This window comes from Pricia mediterranea (assembly GCF_032248455.1).
Taxonomy (GTDB): domain Bacteria; phylum Bacteroidota; class Bacteroidia; order Flavobacteriales; family Flavobacteriaceae; genus Pricia; species Pricia mediterranea.
Genome location: NZ_JAVTTP010000001.1, coordinates 1,310,865 through 1,333,663, shown reverse-complemented (window position 1 = coordinate 1,333,663; position 22,799 = coordinate 1,310,865). Strand labels below are relative to the sequence as shown.

Sequence of the window (22,799 nt, the reverse complement as noted above, 5' to 3'; positions counted from 1 at the left end):
TAAATGAAAAAAAATCTGAATCAGGACAATATCACTCCTACCGAAGATGCATCCGGCAGTAAAGAGGAGGTAAAAAAGGATTTTAAGGGCTTGGTGGGAAGTACCAAGGTTTTTCTACGCGAACTCTTGGATATCCGCACCAATACCGATCAGGAAGCTACCAAAGAAGCTATCGTCGCCGACATTCCCTTTAGGGGCCATACCTCTTGGATCCTTATCTGTTCGATATTCATTGCCTCTATCGGCCTGAATGCTAACTCGACCGCGGTGGTTATCGGGGCGATGTTGATTTCCCCGCTTATGGGTCCGATTCTGGGCTTGGGAATGTCATTGGCCATCAATGATGTCGACACGCTCCGACGCTCCCTGAAAAACTTTGCGATTATGGTCGTTTTGAGCGTCTTGACCGCCTATTTTTTCTTTGCGGTTTTTCCTATCCGTGATGAATCCTCCGAACTATTGGCCCGAACCGCTCCGGATATCCGTGATGTGCTTATCGCTTTCTTCGGGGGGCTGGCCCTGGTCATCGCCCGTGCCAAGAAAGGTACGATTGCCAGTGTGATCTTCGGAGTCGCCATCGCTACGGCCCTGATGCCCCCGCTGTGTACGGTCGGATTCGGACTGGCCATCGGTAATATGGATTATGCGCTCGGTGCGCTTTACCTCTTTACTATCAATACCATATTTATAGCCCTTGCGACCTTTTTGATCATTAAACTGCTGCGGTTTCCCATGGTTCGGTATGCTAACTCTAAAAAACGAAGGTTGATAGCACGGGTTGCCTCGGTCATTGCCGTGTTGGTCATGGTGCCCGCTGGGTATACTTTTGTCAAGGCCCTGAATGCCTCGGGGTTCAGTAATCAAGCGCACCAATTTATCAGCCAAAAAATAGTGCCTTATCAATTTTCGGACGGGGGCCGATTTATGGATAATTTTACCGACATCAACTATAATAACGGCATCGATCCGTATATAGAGCTGGTTTTCATGGGCGACGAAACAATCCCCGAGAATGTTATCGCCACTTGGGAAAGACAAAAGAACGAAGAGTTTCCCAAACTCAGAAATACCGAGTTGCATATCATTCAGGGCGGCAAGAACGAACAGGTAGATCAGCTTAGGTACGTGAACGAACTCTATGAATCACAAAAAAGCCAGCTGATGGGCAAGGATGACAAAATCGCTTTTTTGGAGGCGGAGTTGACACGGCTTAAAAAATCGGCGGCCCGGCAGATTCCCTTTGGCGACATCAGTGCGGAAGCCAAGGCAAACTACGAGAATTTAATTGCATTGGAATACGGGAACGCGCTGCGAACGGACTTTAACAATGTAGATACGCTATCCGTGTTTCAGGTGAAATGGGCCCCAGGCCTGGGAGCTGGGCGAATATCCGAAGAAAACAAGAGACTGTTGCAGTGGTTAAAGATCCGATTGAAAGATAGTACCGTCCAACTCAGGCAATAGTATCCGACGTCCATCGTCTATGGTCTAACCTCTAATTCCGCTCCTCGACATACATCTGTCTTACTTTTTCGAAAAGTTCAGACGAATAGACGAATCCCGTGACCGCCTCGTTGTCGGTCTTAAAGATTTCGTGTTTGGTGCCTTCCCATTCTTTTATCCCATCCTTTAGAAAAATAATCTTCTCCCCGATTTCCATGACCGAATTCATATCGTGCGTATTGATAACGGTCGTAATATCATATTCCTCGGTGATTTCTTGGATGAGGTTATCGATTAGAGTGGCCGTCTTTGGATCGAGTCCCGAATTGGGCTCGTCACAAAAAAGATATTGGGGATTCATAACTATGGCCCGCGCAATGGCAACCCGCTTTTGCATCCCCCCTGAAATTTGCGAGGGATACCGATCGTAAGCTTCGGTAAGATTGACCCGCTTCAATACGAAATCTACCCTATCCTGCTTTTCAGACTTGGATTGTTTGGTGAACATTTCCAACGGAAACATCACATTACCTTCCACGGTCATAGAATCAAAAAGCGCGCTTCCCTGAAAGACCATCCCCATTTCTTGACGAAGGTCGCGGCGCTCATCCCCCGAAAGCTTTGAATAGTCCCTACCATCATAAGAAATACTGCCTTTTTCAGGACTAAAAAGTCCGAGTAGGCATTTCAGGAAAACCGTTTTTCCCGAACCGCTCTGGCCGATGACCAGATTGGTCTTCCCTTTGCTGAAACTCGTACTGATACCTTTCAATACCTGTGTCTCACCAAAAGATTTGTGTATGTCGTTTACTTCGATCATTAGCCCAGTAAGAGTTGAGTGAGTATATAGTTCATGACGATGATGACCACGCTCGTCCATACAAAGGCCGTCGTACTGGCCTTTCCCACTTCCAAGGCCCCGCCCTTCATGTAGAAGCCGTGGTAAGCGGGCACGGTGGCCAGCACCCAGGCAAAGACCAAAGTCTTTACAAAGGCGTAGAACACCTGAAAGGGAATGAAATCGATCTGAAGGCCCTCCGTAAATTCAGCACTGGTCAGAAAACCGCCGAAGACCCCGGCAATCCAACCACCCAGAATACCTACGTACATCGAGATGGCGATCGCGAAAGGGTAGAAGAACATGGCGATAATTTTTGGAAACACCAGATAGTTCAGTGCATTGACACCCATGACTTCGAGAGCGTCGATTTGTTCGGTAACCCGCATCGTGCCAATACTCGAAGTGATATACGATCCCACTTTTCCCGCCATGATGATGGAGACAAAGGTCGGTGAGAATTCAAGGATCAAGGATTGACGGGTCGTAAAGCCGATTAGATTTTTAGGGATAATCGGGTTGGTCAGGTTCAAGGCCGTTTGTATGGTCACAACCGCCCCGATAAAGAACGAAATAAAGATGATGATGCCCAGTGAACCGAAAATAAGTTCATCGATCTCCTTAAAAATGAGATTCTTCATGATCCGCCATTTGACCGGCTTTTTGAAGACCTCCTTAACCATAATGGCATAGCTGCCGATCGATGATAGATAGCTCATGTAGATTGGTTTCTTGGCGTAAAAATAGCAATAAGCAAACGATTTGGCGGATTGCACCTTAACTTTTAAGGAAGAATTTGGTTACATTTGTTTCTTACGAAATCCAAACTGGTTAACACCATCAAAAACATATCCACCATGACCAAAAACCTGGTTACCCTGCTATCGACAATGCTATTTGTCGCTTTTGCGCCCGCTATGGGTACGGCACAATCCAACGAAGATGACGCGCATCTGAAAACATCGCCCAAATTGGTCGTGGGCATTATTGTCGACCAAATGCGCTACGACTACATCCCCCGCTTTTACAAGCGTTTCGGTGAAGGCGGTTTCAAGCGCCTGGTAGACGACGGGTTCAACTGTAAAAATCATCATTTTAACTATGCCCCCACCAGTACAGGGCCCGGGCATGCCTCGGTTTATACGGGCACTACCCCGGCAACCCACGGCATTCTTGGCAACAACTGGTACGACAAAGCCGCTGATACCGACGTGTATTGCGCCGGTGACGATAGCTATAGCTCGGTAGGAACCGATTCGGATGCCGGACAGATGTCACCGCACCGATTGGAGACCACGACCATTACCGATCAATTGCGCCTATCGACCCAGATGCGGGGCAAGACCATTGCCGTAGCCATGAAGGATAGGGGCGCTGTACTTCCTGGCGGATACACCGCAAATGCTGCCTACTGGTTTCAAGGCAGGGATGAAGGCAAGTTCATCACCAGTTCTTTTTACATGTCCGAGCTGCCCCAATGGGTCGAGGATTTCAATACCTCGGATGCGGCAGAAAAATATAAGAAACCTTGGACGACTTTAAAACCGGTAGATTCATATCTGGAAAGCGGTACCGATAAAAATAAATACGAGGGTCTTTTTAAGGGAGAGGAAAGTTCGGAATTTCCACATGATCTTCCCAAACTCTGGGACGACAATGGGCAGTACGAGATGATCAAGGCGACCCCGTACGGAAACAGTTTGACGGCCGACTTCGCTATTGAGGCCTTGGAAAAAGAAGATTTGGGAACGGACGATGATACCGATTTTTTGGCCGTCAGTTTCTCCAGTACCGACTACGTGGGGCATAGATTTGGCGTAAACTCCAAAGAGGTACAGGACGTGTACATGCGATTGGACGAAGATCTGGCCCGACTTTTCGACGCCTTGGATAAAAAGGTGGGCAAAGGCGAGTACACCGTGTTCTTGAGTGCCGATCACGCGGCTATCGAGGTTCCCGCTTATTTGATGGATCAAAAAATCAAAGCAGGTTACTTAGACTGGGAGGCTTCGAAAGGTAAATTCGAGCAATTTTTGAAAGATACTTTCGGAACCACGGACGTCGTCAAAAGCTTTTCGAACTATCAATACTTTCTGGACCCGGAAATTGTTAAGAATTCCAATATGTCCCCTGTCGAGGCGCAAGAGGCCATCGCCGCCGAGATACTGCATTACGATGGCATCGAGAGGGTATATACCGCGGACCAAATGTGGAAGAATGAATACACCGAGGGCATACCGCATATCATACAGAACGGTTACAATCAAAAACGTTCCGGGGATGTGATGGTCGTTGTGAGTCCGGATCATGCATCTTACTCAAAAACCGGTTCTACCCATGGTTCGCCCTATATTTACGACACCCATACGCCGCTGTTGTTCTATGGAAAGGGAATACGAAAGGGCAGTACTGTGGTGCGGACGGAAATTCCGGATATCGCGGCCACAATGGCATCTCTGTTGGGCATTGCTTTTCCCAGCGGAACGACGGGAAGTCCCATATTTGAGGTATTAGATCACAAGTAAGGTTCCAGTGGGAATGGGTGGTAGTGATAGCATGCACAACAAGCCTATAGGCATTTTTGATTCCGGCATTGGCGGTACCTCAATTTGGAAGGCAATACAAAAAGTGCTTCCCCATGAGGATACCATCTATCTGGCGGATAGCAAGAATGCTCCCTACGGAGAAAAATCTTCCGAGCAGATCATTCAGTTAAGCCTTAAGAATACCCAGTTCTTACTGGATAAGGGATGTAAACTTATCGTGGTAGCCTGCAATACGGCCACCACAAATGCTATTGCCTATTTGCGAGAACGGTATCACGTACCCATGATAGGGATAGAGCCTGCCATCAAACCGGCAGCGTTGCAGTCCCAGTCGAAATCCATCGGTATCCTAGCGACAAGGGGCACCTTGTCGAGCAGGCTTTTTCACAGTACTTCCGAAATTCACGCCAAAGGTATCAAAGTTATCGAACGTGAGGGAGTGGGACTGGTACCGCTTATCGAACAGGGAAAAATTGATTCGAAAGAAGTCCGAAGTTTGCTACGAATCTATCTGAAGCCCATGTTAGATGAACATATTGACTTTTTGGTGTTGGGCTGTACCCACTATCCCTATTTGATCCCGGTTTTAGAGGAGCTGCTTCCCGAGCACGTCACCATCATTGACTCGGGGGAGGCTGTGGCGCGACAGACAAAAGCGGTTCTGGAGGGCAAAGGTTGGTTGAATCCCTCGGAAAGGCTCGCACAGTATCAATTCTTTACCAACGTCGATGCCAAGGTGTTGAACGATGTGCTAAAGGATGTCGCGGTGTCGTATGGTGTCCGGCAATTGGATTTTTGAAATTTTATGCTCTTCGCGTTTCTAAGGCTAATTCCGAGGTAGGATCGTAAGGCTTAGGAAAGGACTTAGAGTTCTTGAAAAAGCGGCCAATTTTATGAAAAAATCAGCAGTCTTGCGTTCTAGGTCGTACGGTCTTATGTCATCTTTGGGACTTAGAGGTAAGCATTGAAACGCTCTATCTCCTTCTGTACCTTAAATAGGAAAAAGAAAAGTTGTGCCTGTCATCTTTAGGATGGAATTCCTCTGCCGTCAACGCCCACACCGTTTCATCGATTTCTGGAAAGAAGGTATCCGCGCCTTCAAAAATGTGATGTACCCGGGTCAGCTCGATGGTATCGGCGAAGCGTTCGCCCTGTCTGTAGATTTCGCCACCTCCGATGATAAATGATAACGCGTCCGATTTTACAAAATCCATCGCTTCTTCCATCGAATGTACTACGGTACAGTCTTTACAAGTGACGGTATAAGTGGTATCGCGGGTTACGATAATGTGTTCTCTGTTGGGGAGGGGCCGGTCGAAGGTCTCAAAAGTCTTACGGCCCATAATAATTTTGTGGCCCGAGGTCAATTTTTTAAAACGCTTAAAATCGTCGGGCAGATGCCAAGGCAGATCCCCGTCTTTGGCCAGCGCATTGTTTTCCCCTGCGGCGGCTATCATACAAATTTCGTTCATGGCTCGATTTTCTTATTTACTTTCGACAGTGGAAAATCGGTCTCGATTTCTTTTTGAAGTTCCGCGATACGCTGCTTTTGTTTCCTGACCAGTTTCTCACGTTGCCTGCGTTCCCAGGGCTGTCCCAAGAATTTCTGGATTACGAATACATTAATGGTATGAATCACGATAAGAAAAGCCCACCCGATAATAGCCCAGACAGACCAATCATAGATTTCCCAATAATTCAAGATTTTATTGATAAAGAGCATAAACACACTGCCGATCAAAAAGACTACAAAATGAACGTAGAGCCGCTTCTTTTGCCTAATCCGTATTTGGGCGTTCTCGAGCAGCTCATGCTGTTCGAGATCGAGTTCGTTTTTTTTCTTATTTTTCGTGAACATGCTGTAATGCCTTTAAACGATCGCAAAATCTTTATTACCCGCTTTATACAAAGATAGGGCAATTAACGAACACGTCATCGATACTATGGAAAATACCAAGAAACAGTTCTCGGTCTTCAAAAATTATATTTACGCGGATACGGCCGCTGCCGGATTGCTCAGCGATAGCTTGCGAAGATGGCGCCAACAGCACGATCGCGATTATTCGAACGGTGGTAGCCTAATGAAAATCAAGGCGATGCAAGACGACATCCCCAAGGTACGGAAAACGGTCGCGGATTACTTTGGTGCCAAAACGGAAAATACCGCCTTGGTTCCGAATTTCTCGTTGGGCCTGAATATGCTTATCGAAGGTTTGGCTCCCGACTCTAAAATACTGTTGGTTCGCAACGATTATCCTTCCGTAAATTGGCCCTTCGAAAACCGCGATTTCGAAATTTCATACGCCGCTTTGGATGCCAACTTGGAAGACAACATCCTAGAAAAGGTCAAAATGGATAGAGTCTCCGTTCTTGTCTTGAGTTTGGTGCAGTGGATCGACGGAATCAAAATAGATATGGATTTCCTTAAATCCTTGAAGAAAGAGTACCCCGATCTGATCATCATCGCCGATGGCACCCAATTCTGCGGTACGACGGATTTTAATTTCGGAGATTCCGGCATAGATGTACTTGGTGCCAGTAGCTACAAATGGTTGCTTGGCGGCTTTGGGAACGGATTTTTTCTATTTCAGGATGAGGTAAAGAAAAGGTTTTCGTTGAAGACCGCGGGATTTAATTCCGCTGGTGGTAACTTGAACAGGCCGGACGATATCCCCTTTGCCAGACATTTGGAACCGGGGCATTTGGATACGCTGAACTTCGGAAGCCTAAAATTTGCTTTGGAATACCTCCAGGCTTTGGGAAAGTCGAAAATAGAAGTCCATCTAGAACGGCTATCGAAAAAGGCAAAAAAGGAGTTTGGAGGACTAGGATTGTTGGACGGGACTACGATTGCCCGCAAATCGCACAGCACTATTTTTAATGTTGCGGGAAAAGATAAGCTATATCAAAGGTTGAGCGATAATGGAGTGATCTGCTCAAAGCGCGGAGGGGGAATTCGACTCAGTTTTCATTTGTACAATACGGAAAAAGATATCGATACGATTGTAAAAATCTTAAAGACAGGGGGATAGATTTTCGTTAAAACTAAATTTGTTTGCTAGTTTCCTGAGAGAAAACCAATTGCAGCAAAATAAAATACGAAATTGATAAAAATATCTTAATGGTTGGCAATGAGCACTTTAATATATTACTTTTGCGCCAAAATAGAATGTGTCACTAACTAATAATTCAAATATAATTTAAAAATGGCAATTTCAAAACAGTATCTCAAAACTAAACCGGTTTGTAAGGTTACTTTTACCGTACCAGCCGAAGACGCTAAAAAAGTAGCCGTCGTAGGCGACTTCAACAATTGGAAAGCTACCGAGGCCAGTGCCTTGAAAAAATTGAAAAACGGAAGTTTCAAGGGTACCCTTGCACTTCCAAAGGAGAACTCTTACGAGTTTAAGTACATCATCGATGGTGATTATGTCAATGAGCCAGAGGCCGATCGTTACCAGTGGAACGATTATGCCGGTGCCGAAAACGCGGTATTGGAGGTCTAATCGACCATGATAAAAAGATGAAAGCCGGAGCGTTCTGAACGTTTCGGCTTTTTTTTATTTGCCGGACCCTACTATAAAATCCCTCTATTTTCTTCTGAACACATAATCCTTGTAGTCGTCGTTCGCATCGCCGAAAGCGGTCACCACCTCTAGTCCCGATTTATCGGCCAGCCATGTAATCGTATCCGCATCGTATTTTTGGGATATTTCGGTATGGATAGTTTCCCATGCCCTGAAATGGACCGTTAATGATATTTTTTTTATGTCCACTGTCTGTGGCTGCGTCGCGACCAAAAAACTGCTTGCAGTACCGGTCTCGGGATTGTAGGTTTCCCAATGACGGAACTTCTTGAGATTAAAGTTGCCTTCCAGTTCACGGTTAATTCGGACCAATATGTTCTTATTGAAAGCGGCCGTTATTCCATTCGGGTCATTGTAGGCATCTAGAATGACTGCAGGATTTTTTTTCATATCGAAACCAACGAAGAGCAGGTCGTCTTTATTCATAAGATGCTGGACACTTTTGAGAAACTCCACCGCTTGCGGATGCAACAGATTGCCGATGTTCGAACCCAAAAAGAGAATGACTTTTTTGGTTCCGTTTTCCGTGTTGATTTCTTCCAAGGTTTCGAAATAGGTCCCTTGTCGGATCTCTACATCCAGGTTCGGCAATTCTGTCCGGAGGGATTTTTCGAGTCCGTTAAGTGCATTTTGGCTGATATCGATGGGCTGATACTTGAACCTGAAGTTATGCTCGGATAAATATTTTAGCAGGATTTTGGTTTTTTTACCGTCCCCCGCTCCCAGCTCGATCAATTTGAAGGCTTGGTCGCCCCGAGCGAATACTTCCGCAATCTCAGCGGTATGTTCCGACAGTATTTCAAACTCTTTGCCGGTGAGATAGTACTCGGGCATGTTCATGATCTGTTGGAACAGCTTATCCCCTTTTTCGTCGTAGAAATATTTCGACGACAAGTGCTTCGGATAATCCGCCAAGCCTTCATAGACCTCTTTTTCGAACTGGGTTTTAAGTGCTCGCGCTATGGTTTCTTGCATATTTTGGAAGTGGATTGAGATTTGTGAAACTGCCATCCGTTTCGCTTGCCTCTAGTTTTTCGGTAGTGCCGGATTAAATCGGGACCTAAAGCAAAGTTTTAGAGGATTATTTGGTCAATCGTAGGCTGGTGAACTGCCATCGCAGGCCGGTCTGGAAGAAATTGCGATAGGTCGGTCGGGTATGATTTTCCGCGGTGGCCACCGAACCGCCACGAAGTACTTTCTGGTTGACCATAAACTTGCCGTTGTATTCGCCCAGGGCACCATCTGCCTTGGTATAGTTGGGGTAGGGGAGGTAGGCGCTTTCGGTCCATTCCCACCGTTTTCCCCAAGAAAAGAATTCCTGCGACGCTTCCCATTCGAATTCGGTGGGCAATCGGCATCCTTTCCATTGGGCGAAGGCAAAAGCTTCATAATAGGATATATGGGTAACCGGAGCGTTCCCGTTGATTTTTTGGAGGCCGTTTAGCGTATAATGGTGCCATTCCCCATCGATTTGGTGCCAATAAAGCGGGGCGGAGATGTCGTTTTGGTTCACCCAGTCCCATCCCTCCGCATGCCAGAGATCGAATTTTTGGTATCCCCCTGCATCCATAAAGGCCAGATAATCCGAATTCGTGACCAATTTGTTCGCTATTTCATAGGGTTGTAGGTACACTTTATGTCTACCCAGCTCATTATCATAGCAAAAATCGTCGGAGGCATGTCCGATTTCATAAATGCCTTCCTCCATGGCAATCCAGTCCTGCTGATGGGTTTCGGTACGATGTTCCTGAAAATCATCCGAATATACCGGAAGCAGGGGATTGTTTCCCAAAATATACTTGATGTCCGTCAACAGAAGCTCCTGATGCTGTTTTTCATGGTGGATACCGATTTCGAGGATGTCATAAAGCCCTGGATCTGGATTTTGGGAAAACAGGTTTTCGATACCGTGGGTCACATGGTCGCGATACGCATATACTTTCTCTACGGACGGGCGGGATAAGTTGCCCCGATCGGAGCGGACCACCCGTTTGCCCACCGTTTCGTAATAGCTATTGAAAACGAAGGAAAAATCGGCGTCGAAAATTTTATAGTCCCTCCCGTGCGGTTTAAGTATGAACTCCTCAAAAAACCAAGAGGAGTGTCCCAAGTGCCATTTCGGGGGCGAGACATCGACGATGGGCTGCACGACGTAGTCCTCGATTTCGAGAGGTTCACAAATTTGTTCAGTACGTTTTCGTGTTGTCAGGAAGAAATCCAACAGGGAATCGGTAAGAATCATAGCATGCTGTTTACCCATAAAGATAAGTAATCTTGCAAACGTCACATGCGCTGTATTCGGTTTTAGAATGATGCAATTGCCATTTTACGGATTAAACCGCTACAACTCCTTTAATACGAGGGTGCGGGTTGTAGGCCGACAGGGTAAAATCTTCAAGGGTAAAATTGAAAATATCCTTTACTTCGGGGTTGATGTGCATCTTCGGGAGAGGCCTTGGTTCCCGACTTAATTGTAGCTTAACCTGCTCCATATGGTTGTTGTAGATATGGGCATCACCGAAAGTATGGATAAATTCTCCCGCCTCGTAGCCGCAGATTTGCGCCATCATCATAGTAAACAGGGCATAGGATGCGATGTTGAAGGGTACGCCCAAAAAGATATCCGCGCTTCGCTGATAGAGCTGGCAGGAAAGCTTGCCATCGGCGACATAGAACTGAAAAAAAGCATGGCAGGGGGGCAGGGCGGCCTTTCCGTTGGCTACGTTTTCGGAAAAGGACTTCGAGGTGTCCGGCAGCACGCTGGGGTTCCAGGCGGAGACCAACATCCGCCGGCTGTTCGGATTATTTTTTAAGGATTCGACCGTTTCCTTGATCTGGTCGATCTCATCGCCGTTCCAATTGCGCCATTGGTGTCCGTACACGGGACCTAAATCCCCGTTTTCATCGGCCCACTCGTTCCAGATACGAACGCCGTTTTCCCGCAGGTAGCCAATGTTGGTATCCCCTTTCAAAAACCACAGCAGCTCATGTACGATGGACTTCAAATGCAATTTCTTCGTCGTCACCATTGGAAAACCTTCGCTCAGGTCGAACCGCATCTGATAACCAAATACGCTAAGCGTTCCCGTACCGGTACGATCGCCTTTTTGGTTCCCGTTTTCTAGAACGTGTTGTAATAGGGTGTGGTATTGTTTCATCGTAAGATCCTTCGTTTTATTCCTTTTTCTTTTGCCAAACTAATCCCCGCGTTTTTGGAGACGGTACCAGAAAACAAATATAAACCAATTCTATTCGATACTTAACGTCTTATGGTCAAAGCCGCGTTGAACTGGTGCTATTCGTTTACAGTCGGTTCAAACATGTAAATGGTGGTATGCATTCTTGCGGTCTTCCATTGTCCCTACTAGGTATAATCTTTGATTTGGCCAATGGACTTATTATGTCCATTCTCTCGTGCAATATTCTTAGTATCTCAATGGGTTCGTTTGCCGATTTTCTGTAGAAAACTATATGACGATTTGTTTTTAACCCGAATAGATGAGATGCTACTCCTTCGTAATTTTTTCCCAATTCCGGGTTATCGTCAATGTCTTGGCAACAGTCGATAAGCATATTATAATATTTGTCCGCCTATTTTTCAGACCAATCTTCAAGCGTATAGCTCCAAATGCGGGTCAGGTCTTCAACGGCTTCATCCATCAGTTGGTATTCAGCCATTTCTTTTTCTGTTGGCTTTCAGTTCCTGGAGATGCTTTTCCGGGTCCAAGTCGTGGGCGATTCCGCTATCGATCCCTTTTTGGGTTTCATGTCTCAGTGCCATCACTTTGCTTTCTTCGTTTTCTAAAAGTCGAAGTCCGGCTCTAATAACTTCACTTACGTTTTTATATCTGCCGGCGGAAACCTGGGACTTTACAAACTAGTCGAAATAAGTTCCAAGGGATATGGAGGTATTTTTCATAATCTAAATTTTCTGAAATGTACCAATTTTTGGTATATTTTTTAAGGTACATCTATTTGTTTGCTATGGCAATTAGGCAGGTGATAAGCAATTAGCTTTCCCTTTGAGCTCTTAACCAAAGCTTTTGCATTCTGAATTTATTTTCTCTGAATGCCAAAAAAATATTGGTGGACTACGAAAACAACTCCAAGCCAATGAATTCGGTACTTACAACCCTATCTGCTATAGCCTGTGTTGAATTGGTTTTTATGTTTTGGTCTATGCGTAGAATTGTCTACGATTTTATATTTGTAGCCTACATAAATGTCGTTTAAAACTTTATCAACGAAGCGGTGAAAGCTACCCCAATATCATCCCCGCAATTGTAGCGGAAAGCAATGACGCAATGGAACCGCCGAGGACGGCTTTGAGTCCGAATTCGGAGAGGGTTTTGCGCTGGCCGGGGGCGAGGGAGCCGATGCCGCCGATCTGGATTCCGATGGAGGCGAAGTTGGCGAAGCCGCAGAGCATATAGGTGGCCATGATGACGGATTTGTTGTAGGCTAAATTGGCCCCCGTGGCGATATCCTTGAGCTCGGCCAGTTGTATGTAGCCCACGAATTCGCTGGCGACCAGCTTGATTCCCAATAGCTGACCCATGAGCATGATGTCTTCATTGGCCACTCCGATCAACCACATCAGCGGGGCGAACACCGTCCCGAGAATGGCCTCCAAGGAGAATTTTTCGTAGGAGGTGTTGGCGGCGATCCATTCGTTAAGGGCGGTGAGGTCTCCGGCATAGCCCAAGATGCCATTGGCCATGGCGATCAGGGCTACAAAGACCAATAGCATGGCCCCCACGTTTACCGCCAGCTTCAGGCCTTCGGTGGTGCCGTTGGCGATGGCATCCAACGCGTTCGACCCGATTTTTGCATGGGAAACCTCGACATCGGTGTTCACGGGTTCGGTCTGGGGATAGAGCATCTTGGAAATTACAATGGCTCCCGGGGCCGCCATCACCGAGGCCGCTAAAAGGTGTTTGGCAAAGACGAGCTGCAGTACCTTGTCCTCACCACCTAAAAATCCGATATAGGCGGCCAGTACGGCCCCGGCAACCGTAGCCATCCCCCCGATCATGACCAGCATGATTTCGGAGCGGGTCATTTTTTCAAGGTAGGCCTTGATCAACAGGGGGGCTTCGGTTTGGCCCAGAAAGATGTTTCCGGCTACCGAAAGGCTCTCCGGGCCGGAAATTCCCAAGGTTTTAGACAGTAACCAGGCCATGGCCCTAACCACCTTCTGAATGATTCCCAAATAAAACAACAATGAGGTCAGCGCGGAAAAGAAGATGATGGTCGGCAGTACCTGAAAGGCGAAAATATAACCGAAGGTATTGGTATCGACCACAAGGCCTTCGAATAGAAACTTGCTCCCCGCACGGGTATACCCTAAAATACTGATGAACACTTCGCCCACCGCTTCAAATCCTTTTTGGATAAAGGTAACTTTCAAAACACCTACCGCGATGACCAATTGAAGCGCTAGACCGATGCCCACGGTTTTCCAGTTGATGGCCTTACGGTTTGAGCTGAATAAAAAGGAAATTATCAAGAGGACCAACATCCCCAATAATCCTCTAAAAACACTACTTATGGAAATACCTTGGTTGGGTACAATCTGCGGGTTGTCGGCCGGGAGCATGTCGTTGATACTGACATTGTCAACGGCATCCAGGCCTAATGAATCTTGCGCTACGGCCGGGAAAACAAAAAGGAGGGCCAGCAACAGGATCCATCGGGTCGGTTTCATGCAAGGTTGGCTAAATGGGTTTGGTCTGGCTAGTTCGTTTAGTTGCGTTTGGAAATCTCATCCCGAAGTTTGGCGGCCTTTTCGTAGTCTTCGTTGGCGACGGCCTTGTCCAGTGCCTTATTGAGTTCGTCTATGGAAAGCTCGGTATATCCGTCGGAGGCACCGGATTCGATTTCGACGGTCTCGCCTTCCTGTAGAATTTCATCGACGACGATGCTCTCGTCGCTACTTTCCTTTTTGCTGTCCTTCGACGAAAACTTAAGGAAGATACCGGCCTTGTCCAAAATGGTCTTGTAGGTGAAAATGGGCGCGTTGAAGCGCAGGGCAAGGGCAATGGCATCGCTGGTACGGGCGTCTATAATCTCTTCGATCTTATCGCGCTCGCAAATGATACTGGAATAGAACACCCCATCGACCAATTTGTGGATGATCACCTGCTTGATCACAATCTCGAACCGGTCAGCAAAATTTTTGAAAAGGTCATGGGTCAAGGGCCGTGGGGGCTTGATTTCCTTTTCGAGGGCAATGGCAATAGATTGCGCCTCGAAAGCCCCGATAACAATAGGAAGCTTGCGGTCACCCCGCTCCTCATTGAGAATGAGGGCATAGGCGCCATTTTGCGTTTGACTATAGGAGATTCCCTTTATTTTTAACCTTACTAAACTCATAGACTATATAAAAGTACAAAAAGACTACCTAACAATCGGACTTTCCTGATTTTTAAGTAGCCTTGTAGGGCGCGCAAATTAGCAAATATTACTCGTTTTCCGCTTTAAACTCCTTTAATTTTTCGGTGAGTTTCGGCACTACCTCGAAGGCATCGCCGACGATTCCGTAATCCGCCGCTTTGAAAAATGGAGCCTCGGGATCGTTGTTGATGACCACTTTGGTCTTTGAAGCGCTTACTCCCGCCAGATGCTGAATGGCCCCTGAAATACCAATGGCCAGATAGAGGTTCGCGGCAACAGGTTTTCCGGTCTGCCCTACGTGCTCGGCGTGCGGTCGCCACCCCATATCGGATACAGGTTTGGAACAAGCCGTGGCGGCCCCTAGTACATCGGCCAGTTCTTCGATCATTTCCCAGTTTTCGGGTCCCTTTAATCCACGGCCACCGGAAACCACGATTTCGGCATCCGCAATACTGACTTTTCCGGCCACCTTATCGACCTCGACGGACTCCACCGAAAAGTCGTCCTCTTTCAATTCGGGACTAAAATCCGCTACGCTGGCATCGGTCTGGTCTTCCTTTAGTCCGAAGGCATTGGTCGAAACGCCGACGATTTTGATATCGGTTTTTATTGCGGTGTGGGCGAACCCCTTGTTACTGAACGCGGTGCGTTTGACCTTGAAGGGCTCTGTGCTGTCCGGCGCCTCCACGACGTTCGGCACATATCCGGCCTTGAGTTTGGCCGCCAAGATGGGGGCCAAAAACTTACTGTTGGCACTGGAGCTGACCACCACCACCTTGGCGCCTTCTTTTTCCGCAGCTTCTGCAATCGCCTTAGCGTAGGCTTCAGCGTTAAAGGTTTTCAGGGTGTCATTGGACACGTTCAACACCTTCGATACCCCGTACGTGCCCAAACTTTCGTTTTCGGAGGCATTAAAGGAAATCGCGGTCACCGAGGCTGCCATTTGATCGGCCACTGCTTTGGCGTAGGAAGCCACCTCAAGGGCGTTCTTTTTGAATTTTCCGTTTTCGGATTCTGTGTAAACTAATATGGACATGCTTTGTTTTTTATTTTAAGTATTTTACCTGATTTCGCGTGATATCTTTTCGATCAGCCCGAATAAATTCCAAGTACCAAATTCCAAATATTACGTTTCATTAGGGAGGTTTGTTTTAAAAGGTTTGCCGAACTCGACCGATTGATCTATCTCGTGTATTTACGTTCTCAATTGCGGACGATTTTGGAATTTGGAATCTGTTATTTTAGAATTTGCGATTGCAAATCGCTAAATTACTTTTGCCTCATTGTGCAGCAAATCGACCAGCTCATCGACCGATTCGACCATTTTGACTTGCCCTTTCGGCGCCGGTTTGTCGAAACTGACATCTTCGGTCGCTTGGGTCGCATCTACCGGATCGACCACGTTAAGAGCCTTTTTTCGAGCCATCATAATGCCCCTCATATTGGGAATCTTTAGGTCACTCTCCTCGACGAGTCCCTTTTGTCCCCCGATAACCAAGGGTAGGTCGGCCTTAACGGTTTCTTTTCCCCCATCGATCTCGCGGATGGCGGTGGCCTTATCTCCTTCGATTTCAAGGCCGATGCAGGTATTCACAAAATTCATTCCGAGCATGGAGGCCAGAATACCGGGCACCATGCCGCCGTTGTAGTCGATGGATTCCCGCCCTCCGATGACCAGATCATATTCACCTTTTTTCACGATTTCAGCCAATTGTCCGGCCACAAAATATCCGTCTGTGGGCACTGCGTTTACGCGAATGCCCTCATCGGCGCCAATGGCCAACGCCTTGCGCATGGTCGGTTCGACGCCGGCCTCGCCAACGGTGGCGATATGTACGGCCGCCCCCTGTTTTTCCTTGAACCACATGGCTCGGGTGAGTCCGAATTCATCATTGGGGTTGATTACAAATTGTACCCCGCTGGTGTCGAATTTCGTATCGCCATCGGTAAAATTGATCTTTGAGGTCGTATCGGGTACGCTACTTATGCAAACTAATATCTTCATCTTTGGATATTCTTTTAATATTGTCTCGACGAAGATAGCTATAAATTCCCAAAAGAGCTATGCGTGCATAACAAATTTTATCCCTTATTTTGATAGGATGCTTCAAGGTGTTGCCATATAATTTCCTATTTTTGCTAGCTTTAAAAGGTTCAGGAAAAGATTAAGTATATGAAAACGTTACAATTTAGGGAAGCCATAGTTGAAGCGATGTCCGAGGAGATGCGCAGCGATGAATCCGTCTATCTGATGGGCGAGGAGGTAGCCGAATACAACGGCGCTTACAAGGCATCAAAGGGGATGTTGGACGAGTTTGGACCCAAACGGGTCGTCGATACGCCGATTTCCGAGCTCGGATTTGCAGGCGTGGGCGTCGGTTCGACCATGACCGGCTGCCGGCCGATCATTGAGTTCATGACCTTCAACTTTGCCCTGGTCGGTATCGATCAGATTATCAACAACGCGGCCAAGATCCGCCAGATGTCCGGAGGCCAGTTTCCCTGTCCCATAGTCTTCCGGGGCCCTACCGGATCGGCGGGACAATTGGGAGCGACGCATTCCCAGGCCTTCGAGAGCTGGTACGCCAACTGTCCCGGGCTCAAGGTGGTAGTGCCCTCCAATCCTGCGGATGCTAAAGGACTCTTGAAATCCGCCATTCGCGACGACGACCCGGTCATTTTTATGGAGTCAGAGCAGATGTACGGCGACAAGGGCGAGGTGCCGGAAGAGGAATACACTATCCCGATCGGGGAGGCCGATATAAAAAGGGAAGGTTCCGACGTTACTATTGTATCCTTCGGAAAAATTATCAAGGAGGCCTATAAAGCCGCCGATGAACTTCAAAAGGAGGACATTAGCTGTGAGATCATTGATTTGCGAACGGTCTATCCCTTAGATTATGAGGCAGTCATCAAATCCGTTAAGAAAACCAACCGGTTGGTCATCCTGGAGGAGGCTTGGCCGTTCGGAAACGTGGCTACGGAGATTACTTTCCATATTCAGGCACATGCCTTTGATTATCTGGATGCGCCCATCCAAAAAATTAATACCGCCGATGCACCCGCACCGTATTCCCCGGTATTGTTGGCAGCCTGGTTGCCCAATCATGAGGATGTCGTCAAAGCCGTTAAGAAAACGTTATACAAACTTTAGGTCTGCTGCGGTAAAAGTATATTTGCTCCGTCGTTATTTTTTGCGGCGGAGCATTTTTTATGATGTCCTATTGATCTTAGTGAAGATGGAATGCAAGGGGAGCTACCCGAACGCAAAGCTGACAATCTAACGGACTGCCCAGACTTTACACTTTCTCATTCGGTTTGCAGAAAGAACCTTTTTAGACATCCAGGGGTTAATGGTACGTTATTTGCTTTATCCCAGCGCATATCCCAAAAATACTGAATGAAAAAAACAGCTGTATTGCTTTTGTTTTTCTTGACGGGGCTCGTCCATGCCCAGACCAAGGTAGGCGGTCTTGTCATCGACGAATCCGGGGAAACGGTACCCTTCGCGAACGTACTCTTCAAAGATTCGCAGGAAGGTACGATTACGAATGATGACGGGCGATTTTATATGGAATCCGACAATACCTATTCCACCCTGGTCGTATCCTTTATTGGGTACGAAACCCAAGAAATTCCCTTGGAACAAAAGGTGAACTACGATATGGAAATCACCTTGGCCGAAGCGAGCGAGCAGTTAAATGAGGTCGTCTTGATTGCGGGCGAGCAACCGAAGAAAAACAACCCGGCCATCGACATCCTAAGAAAAATTTGGAAGAATAAGCGTGAGAACGGACTCCGTATGTTCGATCAGTATAAATACGATAAGTACGAAAAAGTGGAATTCGACCTGAATACCATCGACAGTTCGGTCATTAATAGCCGGGTTTTCAAGGGTTTGGAATTTATGTTCGAAGACCTTGATACCTCCCGCATTACCGGAAAGACCTATCTGCCGATTTTCCTGAACGAGAAATTCTCGAAGGTGTTCGGCGATAACGTGATGGGGGTCGAAAAAGAAGACGTACTGGGCAGTAAGAATTCCGGTTTCGAGAACAATCAGGCGATTACTGCCTTTATTCAAGATATGTATGCCGAATACGATGTCTACAACAACTACATCAAGTTTTTTGACAAAAGTTTTACGAGTCCCCTTTCCCGGACCGGCATCGACGTGTACAATTATGCCTTGCGCGATACGGCCTTTATCGACAACAAGTGGTGCTACAATATCGTGTACTACCCCAGACGTAAGAACGAGCTTACTTTTAAGGGCGATTTCTGGGTGAACGATACCACTTATGCCATTAAGAAAATCAACCTGCAGGTGACCAAAAGTGCCAACCTGAACTGGGTGAAAGACGTCTATATCGAACAGGATTTCGATGTGCTCAACGACAGCGTTTTTCTGTTGACAAGGGATTATATGCTGACGGATTTCAGCTATAGTAAAAAGGAAAAGTCCCGTGGGATATATGGAAAACGGACTACCGTTTACGACCGTCATGAGTTCGATCGGGAGCGGGGCAGGGATTTCTATAGAACGAAGAGCAATCCGTTCGACCCGATCGTTTTGAACCGTGACAGTACCTTTTGGGACAACAACCGCCTAGAATCGCTGAACAAGGACGAAAAAGGGGTGTATTCCCTCTTGGATACCTTGAAGACCGTGCCCAAATTCAAATCGTACTACAACCTGGTCAGTATTTTGGGTTCGGGCTATGTGGAAGTCGATAAATGGAATATTGATATCGGTGACGTTTACAGTGTCTTCGGCTATAACGATGCCGAGGGAATCCGCCTGCGGGGCGGGGCGCGTACTTATTTCGGACAGAACGATCTTTGGCGGCTTGAGGGCTATATGGCCTATGGCTTTAAGGATAAAAAGGGAAAATACGGTATCTCGGGAAAATGGCTGGTGGATAAAAAGACCCGGTTGATCATTTCTGGCGGCAATCGCCGTGATATCGAGCAATTAGGACTCAACCTGACCGCTACCAACGATGTGCTGGGGCGGAGTATCGCCTCTTCCTCCGTGTTCACTGTGGGGTCGAACGATCGTTTGACGAACATCAACCTGAGTACGTTCAACGTGGAGATGGAACCGCTGACCAATTTCCGGATACGGATCGGCAATTCGTTCCGTACACTTAGTTCGGCCCTGCCCGAGGCCTTCAGTCTTGAATACATCGATCCCGATGCCCCGGGCGGCATATCTTCCGAAATACATCAGTTCGATGTCCATACCACCCTGATCTATACGCCCGGCAAGCGCACCATCGGCTTCGGGGTCGAACGCAGCGATATTAACGACGACTACAGCACGCTGTTATTAAATTATACCCGTGGACTAGAGGGTTTTCTGGAAAGTGATTTCAATTATAGCAAACTGCAGTTTTCCTACAGCCAGCCTTGGCAGCTGGGCGGGTTCGGACGCTTGCTGAGTACGGTGGAAGTGGGCAAGACCTTCGGGGAGGTGCCGCTGGGCCTGCTCAACGTCATCCCGGGGAACCAGACCCTTTTTTCAATCTATAATACCTTCCCGAACCTCGATTTCTACGAGTTTGTGACCGATACCTACGCCTCCGTACATTTGGAGCATAATTTCAACGGGCGGCTATTTTCACGGATTCCCCTGCTACGGAAACTCGACTTACGGGAAATTATCGGCCTTAGAGGGGTCTGGGGCGAATTGTCCGATGAAAATATCGCTATGAGTGCCCCCACGAATATCCCGTTACAGGCTCCCAATGATAAGGTCTATTACGAGTATTCCGTCGGAATCGGCAATATTTTCAAGATATTCCGGATCGATTTTAACTTCAGGGGCAATTATTTGGAGGCTCCCGAAGCGCGGCCTTTTAGCGTGACCGGGTCATTCGGACTCCATTTCTAAAATAAGGATCGGGGAACCGGTGTGCACATCGGATTAGCCGTCCACCGCAATTGAAAATCGCCATTTCCCATGATGACACCGTGACTTTTATGCGATTGATAATGCTCAAAATGGCCTATCACTAGGCTGAAGTTCGAAGTATCATTATTCCTTCGGCGACTTTTCTTACCACCCACACAGATTTTACCACCATTTGTACAAGCAGAATTGATTAAGTCTTTTGCCGATAGTACATTAGACCCGTTGATTTAGATTTCTTTTTTCCTTACCCCCCCCAAGTTTGTTCCCCTAAAAGTCAATCCCGTTCCCCCTTCGAGCCTGAATATTTATTCACATCTAAAATTATATGAAATGACTGCAAAAAAGAAGAAGGTGGAATCACCTAAAGTACCCAAGGAGATATTTGCCCAGGTATCCCCAAAATCCATTGGAGGCCGATCCCTTTTTGAAGTGGGCAATTTCGCGACATCGGATAACATCCAAAATTATTTGTCGGAAAAAGAAGTAATCTTAAAAGCCGTGGAAGCTCTTAAAAGTGCCGGTTTTAACGTATTGCAGATTACCAATACCACGATCAACATATCGGGATCTGAATCGGACTACAAAAAGGCCTTCGGCCAAGAGATAATCGCGGCGGAACGGGAGTCTATCAAATCAGGTTCCGAAAAGGAAATGGTTACCTATTTGGATACGAGCCAAACCGATACGACCGGATTGATCATTCCCAAATCGGGTAAAATGGCCGATTACATCGAGGGGGTTGCCATTGAGACCCCGTATTATCCCTTCGCCCCCAATTACTTGCCACCGACCAAGGAGTATTGGCATCTGAACGTTCCCGGTGACGTTTCGGTCGGATGCAATGCGGATAAGGCCCACCGGGCGGCCGTTACGGGCAAGGGGGTTCATGTTGCCATGGTGGACACCGGATTTTACAAACACCCATTTTTTGCCCAACGGGGGTATCGCGTGAAACCGGTCACCCTGGCCCCAGGCACGCTGAATCCCCTGACCGATGACAGTGGACACGGAACGGGCGAATCGGCCAATATTTTTGCAACGGCGCCAGATTGTACATTGACGCCCGTAAAATGGAATTTCGTAAACTCGACCGCGGCCTTCAACCACGCCGTAAGCCTTGACCCCGATATTATTACATGTAGTTGGGGGTCGCACAGGCCCAATTCCATAAGTGCCGCGGAACAGACCTTGGCTGCGGCCATCGCGCTCGCCGTTTCAAGAGGCATTATTGTCGTGTTCGCAGCAGGTAACGGTCACTGGGGCTTTCCCGGGCAGCATCCCGACGTTATTTCGGCCGGCGGGGTGTACCTGGACCCGAACATGAACTTGAGGGCATCGAACTATTCCAGCGGTTTCGATTCCAACGTTTATCCGGGACGAAGGGTCCCCGACGTATGCGGTCTAGTAGGTCAGACCCCGGGGGCGAAATATATTATGCTGCCCGTACAGGAAGGATGCGATATCGATACGGACGGAGCGGGCGGATCCCACCCGAGCAAGGACGAAACCGGGGCCAACGACGGATGGGCCGCATTTAGCGGCACCTCGGCAGCCGCCCCTCAATTGGCCGGGGTGGCCGCCCTGATCAAACAGGCCTGTAGCCGACTGAGTCCCTCGCAAGTGCGTGATATGATGAAAACCACGGCAATCGATGTTACCACCGGAACCAGTAGTACCGGGACCTCATCGACCACCGGCCCCGATAACTCTACGGGACATGGACTGGTCGACGCCTATCGGGCGGTTTTGAAGGCGAAATTGCGCTGCAGATTCACCGTGCCGCCGATTGTTCCTCCTGTCGTAGTGGTTCCACCAGTGGTTCCGCCGGTCGTTCCACCCGTTGTCCCGCCCGTTTTGCCACCGGTAGCACCTCCTGTCGTGCCGGTTATACCACCTATAGGTCCGGTAATCACTTCGGAGGATGTCAGCGAAGGAATGCGGGAGAATAGTGGTACCTTTAGTACCGAGAACACCAAAATTCTGATGACCGAGGAAGAAATGGACGAAGCCATGAGAATGGTCGATGACGATCAGATAGATTTGGATGAATTAATGTAACCCAGCAAAAATCA

The 22,799-nt window shown here is 47.6% G+C and carries 19 protein-coding genes and 2 pseudogenes; 8 read left to right on the top strand and 13 right to left on the bottom strand.

Features of this window, described 5'->3' with window-relative positions:
• Nucleotides 1–3 precede the first annotated feature (3 nt).
• Complete coding sequence (locus RQM65_RS05700; protein ID WP_314013314.1) at nucleotides 4–1,464, top strand: DUF389 domain-containing protein; 1,461 nt, start codon at nucleotides 4–6, stop codon at nucleotides 1,462–1,464.
• A 31-nt stretch (nucleotides 1,465–1,495) separates the two neighbouring features.
• Here RQM65_RS05700 and RQM65_RS05695 read toward each other — a convergent pair whose 3' ends face one another.
• Together RQM65_RS05695 and RQM65_RS05690 are read right to left on the bottom strand one after the other, a co-directional pair.
• On the bottom strand, nucleotides 1,496–2,263 hold the full coding sequence (locus RQM65_RS05695) for an ABC transporter ATP-binding protein (RefSeq protein ID WP_314013312.1): 768 nt from the start codon (nucleotides 2,261–2,263) through the stop codon (nucleotides 1,496–1,498).
• Nucleotides 2,263–3,000 carry an MlaE family ABC transporter permease gene (locus RQM65_RS05690; protein WP_314013311.1) on the bottom strand — a complete coding sequence of 246 codons (738 nt, stop codon included), beginning with the start codon at nucleotides 2,998–3,000 and terminating at the stop codon, nucleotides 2,263–2,265. The genes RQM65_RS05695 and RQM65_RS05690 overlap by 1 nt, the downstream gene beginning before the upstream one ends.
• Nucleotides 3,001–3,138: 138 nt before the next feature.
• Between RQM65_RS05690 and pafA the strand changes: the two genes are divergently transcribed.
• Together pafA and murI are read left to right on the top strand one after the other, a co-directional pair.
• A complete protein-coding gene (gene pafA / locus RQM65_RS05685) occupies nucleotides 3,139–4,806 on the top strand; it encodes an alkaline phosphatase PafA (RefSeq protein ID WP_314013308.1) in 1,668 nt (555 codons plus the stop codon).
• 31 nt (nucleotides 4,807–4,837) lie between these two features.
• Nucleotides 4,838–5,626 carry a glutamate racemase gene (gene murI, locus RQM65_RS05680; RefSeq protein WP_314016793.1) on the top strand — a complete coding sequence of 263 codons (789 nt, stop codon included), beginning with the start codon at nucleotides 4,838–4,840 and terminating at the stop codon, nucleotides 5,624–5,626.
• Nucleotides 5,627–5,801: 175 nt separating this feature from the next.
• Here the strand turns inward: murI and RQM65_RS05675 are convergent, their stop codons facing one another.
• A complete protein-coding gene (locus RQM65_RS05675) occupies nucleotides 5,802–6,299 on the bottom strand; it encodes a dihydrofolate reductase (RefSeq protein ID WP_314013307.1) in 498 nt (165 codons plus the stop codon).
• Complete coding sequence (locus tag RQM65_RS05670) at nucleotides 6,296–6,685, bottom strand: 2TM domain-containing protein (protein ID WP_314013306.1); 390 nt, start codon at nucleotides 6,683–6,685, stop codon at nucleotides 6,296–6,298. Before RQM65_RS05670 ends, RQM65_RS05675 begins: the two co-directional genes overlap by 4 nt.
• A gap of 85 nt (nucleotides 6,686–6,770) precedes the next feature.
• Here RQM65_RS05670 and RQM65_RS05665 point away from each other — a divergent pair, with 85 nt between their 5' ends.
• Together RQM65_RS05665 and RQM65_RS05660 are read left to right on the top strand one after the other, a co-directional pair.
• Nucleotides 6,771–7,859, top strand: a complete 1,089-nt coding sequence (locus RQM65_RS05665; RefSeq protein ID WP_314013304.1) for an aminotransferase class V-fold PLP-dependent enzyme — start codon at nucleotides 6,771–6,773, stop codon at nucleotides 7,857–7,859.
• 174 nt (nucleotides 7,860–8,033) lie between these two features.
• Entirely contained in the window at nucleotides 8,034–8,333 is a 300-nt protein-coding gene (locus tag RQM65_RS05660) for an isoamylase early set domain-containing protein (protein WP_314013302.1), read from the top strand.
• An 84-nt stretch (nucleotides 8,334–8,417) separates the two neighbouring features.
• Here the strand turns inward: RQM65_RS05660 and egtD are convergent, their stop codons facing one another.
• The 9 genes and pseudogenes from egtD to RQM65_RS05615 all read right to left on the bottom strand — a co-directional run bounded on the left by egtD (nucleotide 8,418) and on the right by RQM65_RS05615 (nucleotide 16,815).
• A complete protein-coding gene (gene egtD, locus RQM65_RS05655; protein ID WP_314013300.1) occupies nucleotides 8,418–9,389 on the bottom strand; it encodes an L-histidine N(alpha)-methyltransferase in 972 nt (323 codons plus the stop codon).
• 106 nt (nucleotides 9,390–9,495) lie between these two features.
• Nucleotides 9,496–10,656: an ergothioneine biosynthesis protein EgtB gene (gene egtB / locus RQM65_RS05650; RefSeq protein ID WP_314013298.1), complete on the bottom strand. Its 1,161-nt coding sequence runs from the start codon at nucleotides 10,654–10,656 to the stop codon at nucleotides 9,496–9,498.
• Nucleotides 10,657–10,747: 91 nt separating this feature from the next.
• The gene (locus tag RQM65_RS05645; protein WP_314013296.1) at nucleotides 10,748–11,572 is read right to left on the bottom strand and encodes a thymidylate synthase; all 825 of its coding nucleotides are present in this window, start codon (nucleotides 11,570–11,572) and stop codon (nucleotides 10,748–10,750) included.
• Nucleotides 11,573–11,717: 145 nt separating this feature from the next.
• A pseudogene (locus RQM65_RS05640) lies at nucleotides 11,718–11,993 on the bottom strand (type II toxin-antitoxin system RelE/ParE family toxin); the annotation flags it as partial.
• Nucleotides 11,994–12,084: 91 nt separating this feature from the next.
• A pseudogene (locus RQM65_RS05635) lies at nucleotides 12,085–12,336 on the bottom strand (type II toxin-antitoxin system ParD family antitoxin).
• Nucleotides 12,337–12,672: 336 nt separating this feature from the next.
• Nucleotides 12,673–14,013, bottom strand: a complete 1,341-nt coding sequence (locus tag RQM65_RS05630) for a NupC/NupG family nucleoside CNT transporter (RefSeq protein ID WP_432279859.1) — start codon at nucleotides 14,011–14,013, stop codon at nucleotides 12,673–12,675.
• Between the two features lie 146 nt (nucleotides 14,014–14,159).
• Nucleotides 14,160–14,789 carry a bifunctional nuclease family protein gene (locus RQM65_RS05625; protein WP_314013292.1) on the bottom strand — a complete coding sequence of 210 codons (630 nt, stop codon included), beginning with the start codon at nucleotides 14,787–14,789 and terminating at the stop codon, nucleotides 14,160–14,162.
• An 88-nt stretch (nucleotides 14,790–14,877) separates the two neighbouring features.
• Nucleotides 14,878–15,846: an electron transfer flavoprotein subunit alpha/FixB family protein gene (locus RQM65_RS05620; RefSeq protein ID WP_314013291.1), complete on the bottom strand. Its 969-nt coding sequence runs from the start codon at nucleotides 15,844–15,846 to the stop codon at nucleotides 14,878–14,880.
• A 228-nt stretch (nucleotides 15,847–16,074) separates the two neighbouring features.
• Nucleotides 16,075–16,815 carry an electron transfer flavoprotein subunit beta/FixA family protein gene (locus tag RQM65_RS05615; protein WP_314013289.1) on the bottom strand — a complete coding sequence of 247 codons (741 nt, stop codon included), beginning with the start codon at nucleotides 16,813–16,815 and terminating at the stop codon, nucleotides 16,075–16,077.
• A 168-nt stretch (nucleotides 16,816–16,983) separates the two neighbouring features.
• Here RQM65_RS05615 and RQM65_RS05610 point away from each other — a divergent pair, with 168 nt between their 5' ends.
• From RQM65_RS05610 to RQM65_RS05600, 3 genes are all read left to right on the top strand, one after another.
• Complete coding sequence (locus RQM65_RS05610) at nucleotides 16,984–17,964, top strand: pyruvate dehydrogenase complex E1 component subunit beta (protein ID WP_314013288.1); 981 nt, start codon at nucleotides 16,984–16,986, stop codon at nucleotides 17,962–17,964.
• A 246-nt stretch (nucleotides 17,965–18,210) separates the two neighbouring features.
• Entirely contained in the window at nucleotides 18,211–20,706 is a 2,496-nt protein-coding gene (locus tag RQM65_RS05605) for a DUF5686 family protein (RefSeq protein ID WP_314013286.1), read from the top strand.
• Between the two features lie 351 nt (nucleotides 20,707–21,057).
• Nucleotides 21,058–22,785 (top strand): S8 family serine peptidase, encoded by a 1,728-nt coding sequence (locus RQM65_RS05600; protein ID WP_314013284.1) that lies wholly within the window; start codon nucleotides 21,058–21,060, stop codon nucleotides 22,783–22,785.
• The last annotated feature ends 14 nt before the right edge of the window (nucleotides 22,786–22,799 follow it).

Bases quoted from the DNA above. Each gene is read 5' to 3' on its own strand.
- RQM65_RS05645 (WP_314013296.1), bottom strand. From the start codon at position 11,572: ATGAAACAATACCACACCCTATTACAACACGTTCTAGAAAACGGGAAC.
- RQM65_RS05610 (WP_314013288.1), top strand. From the start codon at position 16,984: ATGAAAACGTTACAATTTAGGGAAGCCATAGTTGAAGCGATGTCCGAG.
- RQM65_RS05695 (WP_314013312.1), bottom strand. From the start codon at position 2,263: ATGATCGAAGTAAACGACATACACAAATCTTTTGGTGAGACACAGGTA.
- RQM65_RS05600 (WP_314013284.1), top strand. From the start codon at position 21,058: ATGACTGCAAAAAAGAAGAAGGTGGAATCACCTAAAGTACCCAAGGAG.
- egtD (WP_314013300.1), bottom strand. From the start codon at position 9,389: ATGCAAGAAACCATAGCGCGAGCACTTAAAACCCAGTTCGAAAAAGAG.
- RQM65_RS05700 (WP_314013314.1), top strand. From the start codon at position 4: ATGAAAAAAAATCTGAATCAGGACAATATCACTCCTACCGAAGATGCA.
- murI (WP_314016793.1), top strand. From the start codon at position 4,838: ATGCACAACAAGCCTATAGGCATTTTTGATTCCGGCATTGGCGGTACC.
- RQM65_RS05670 (WP_314013306.1), bottom strand. From the start codon at position 6,685: ATGTTCACGAAAAATAAGAAAAAAAACGAACTCGATCTCGAACAGCAT.
- RQM65_RS05615 (WP_314013289.1), bottom strand. From the start codon at position 16,815: ATGAAGATATTAGTTTGCATAAGTAGCGTACCCGATACGACCTCAAAG.
- RQM65_RS05620 (WP_314013291.1), bottom strand. From the start codon at position 15,846: ATGTCCATATTAGTTTACACAGAATCCGAAAACGGAAAATTCAAAAAG.
- RQM65_RS05625 (WP_314013292.1), bottom strand. From the start codon at position 14,789: ATGAGTTTAGTAAGGTTAAAAATAAAGGGAATCTCCTATAGTCAAACG.
- RQM65_RS05675 (WP_314013307.1), bottom strand. From the start codon at position 6,299: ATGAACGAAATTTGTATGATAGCCGCCGCAGGGGAAAACAATGCGCTG.
- RQM65_RS05665 (WP_314013304.1), top strand. From the start codon at position 6,771: ATGGAAAATACCAAGAAACAGTTCTCGGTCTTCAAAAATTATATTTAC.
- RQM65_RS05605 (WP_314013286.1), top strand. From the start codon at position 18,211: ATGAAAAAAACAGCTGTATTGCTTTTGTTTTTCTTGACGGGGCTCGTC.
- RQM65_RS05660 (WP_314013302.1), top strand. From the start codon at position 8,034: ATGGCAATTTCAAAACAGTATCTCAAAACTAAACCGGTTTGTAAGGTT.
- RQM65_RS05630 (WP_432279859.1), bottom strand. From the start codon at position 14,013: ATGCTCCCGGCCGACAACCCGCAGATTGTACCCAACCAAGGTATTTCC.
- RQM65_RS05690 (WP_314013311.1), bottom strand. From the start codon at position 3,000: ATGAGCTATCTATCATCGATCGGCAGCTATGCCATTATGGTTAAGGAG.
- egtB (WP_314013298.1), bottom strand. From the start codon at position 10,656: ATGATTCTTACCGATTCCCTGTTGGATTTCTTCCTGACAACACGAAAA.
- pafA (WP_314013308.1), top strand. From the start codon at position 3,139: ATGACCAAAAACCTGGTTACCCTGCTATCGACAATGCTATTTGTCGCT.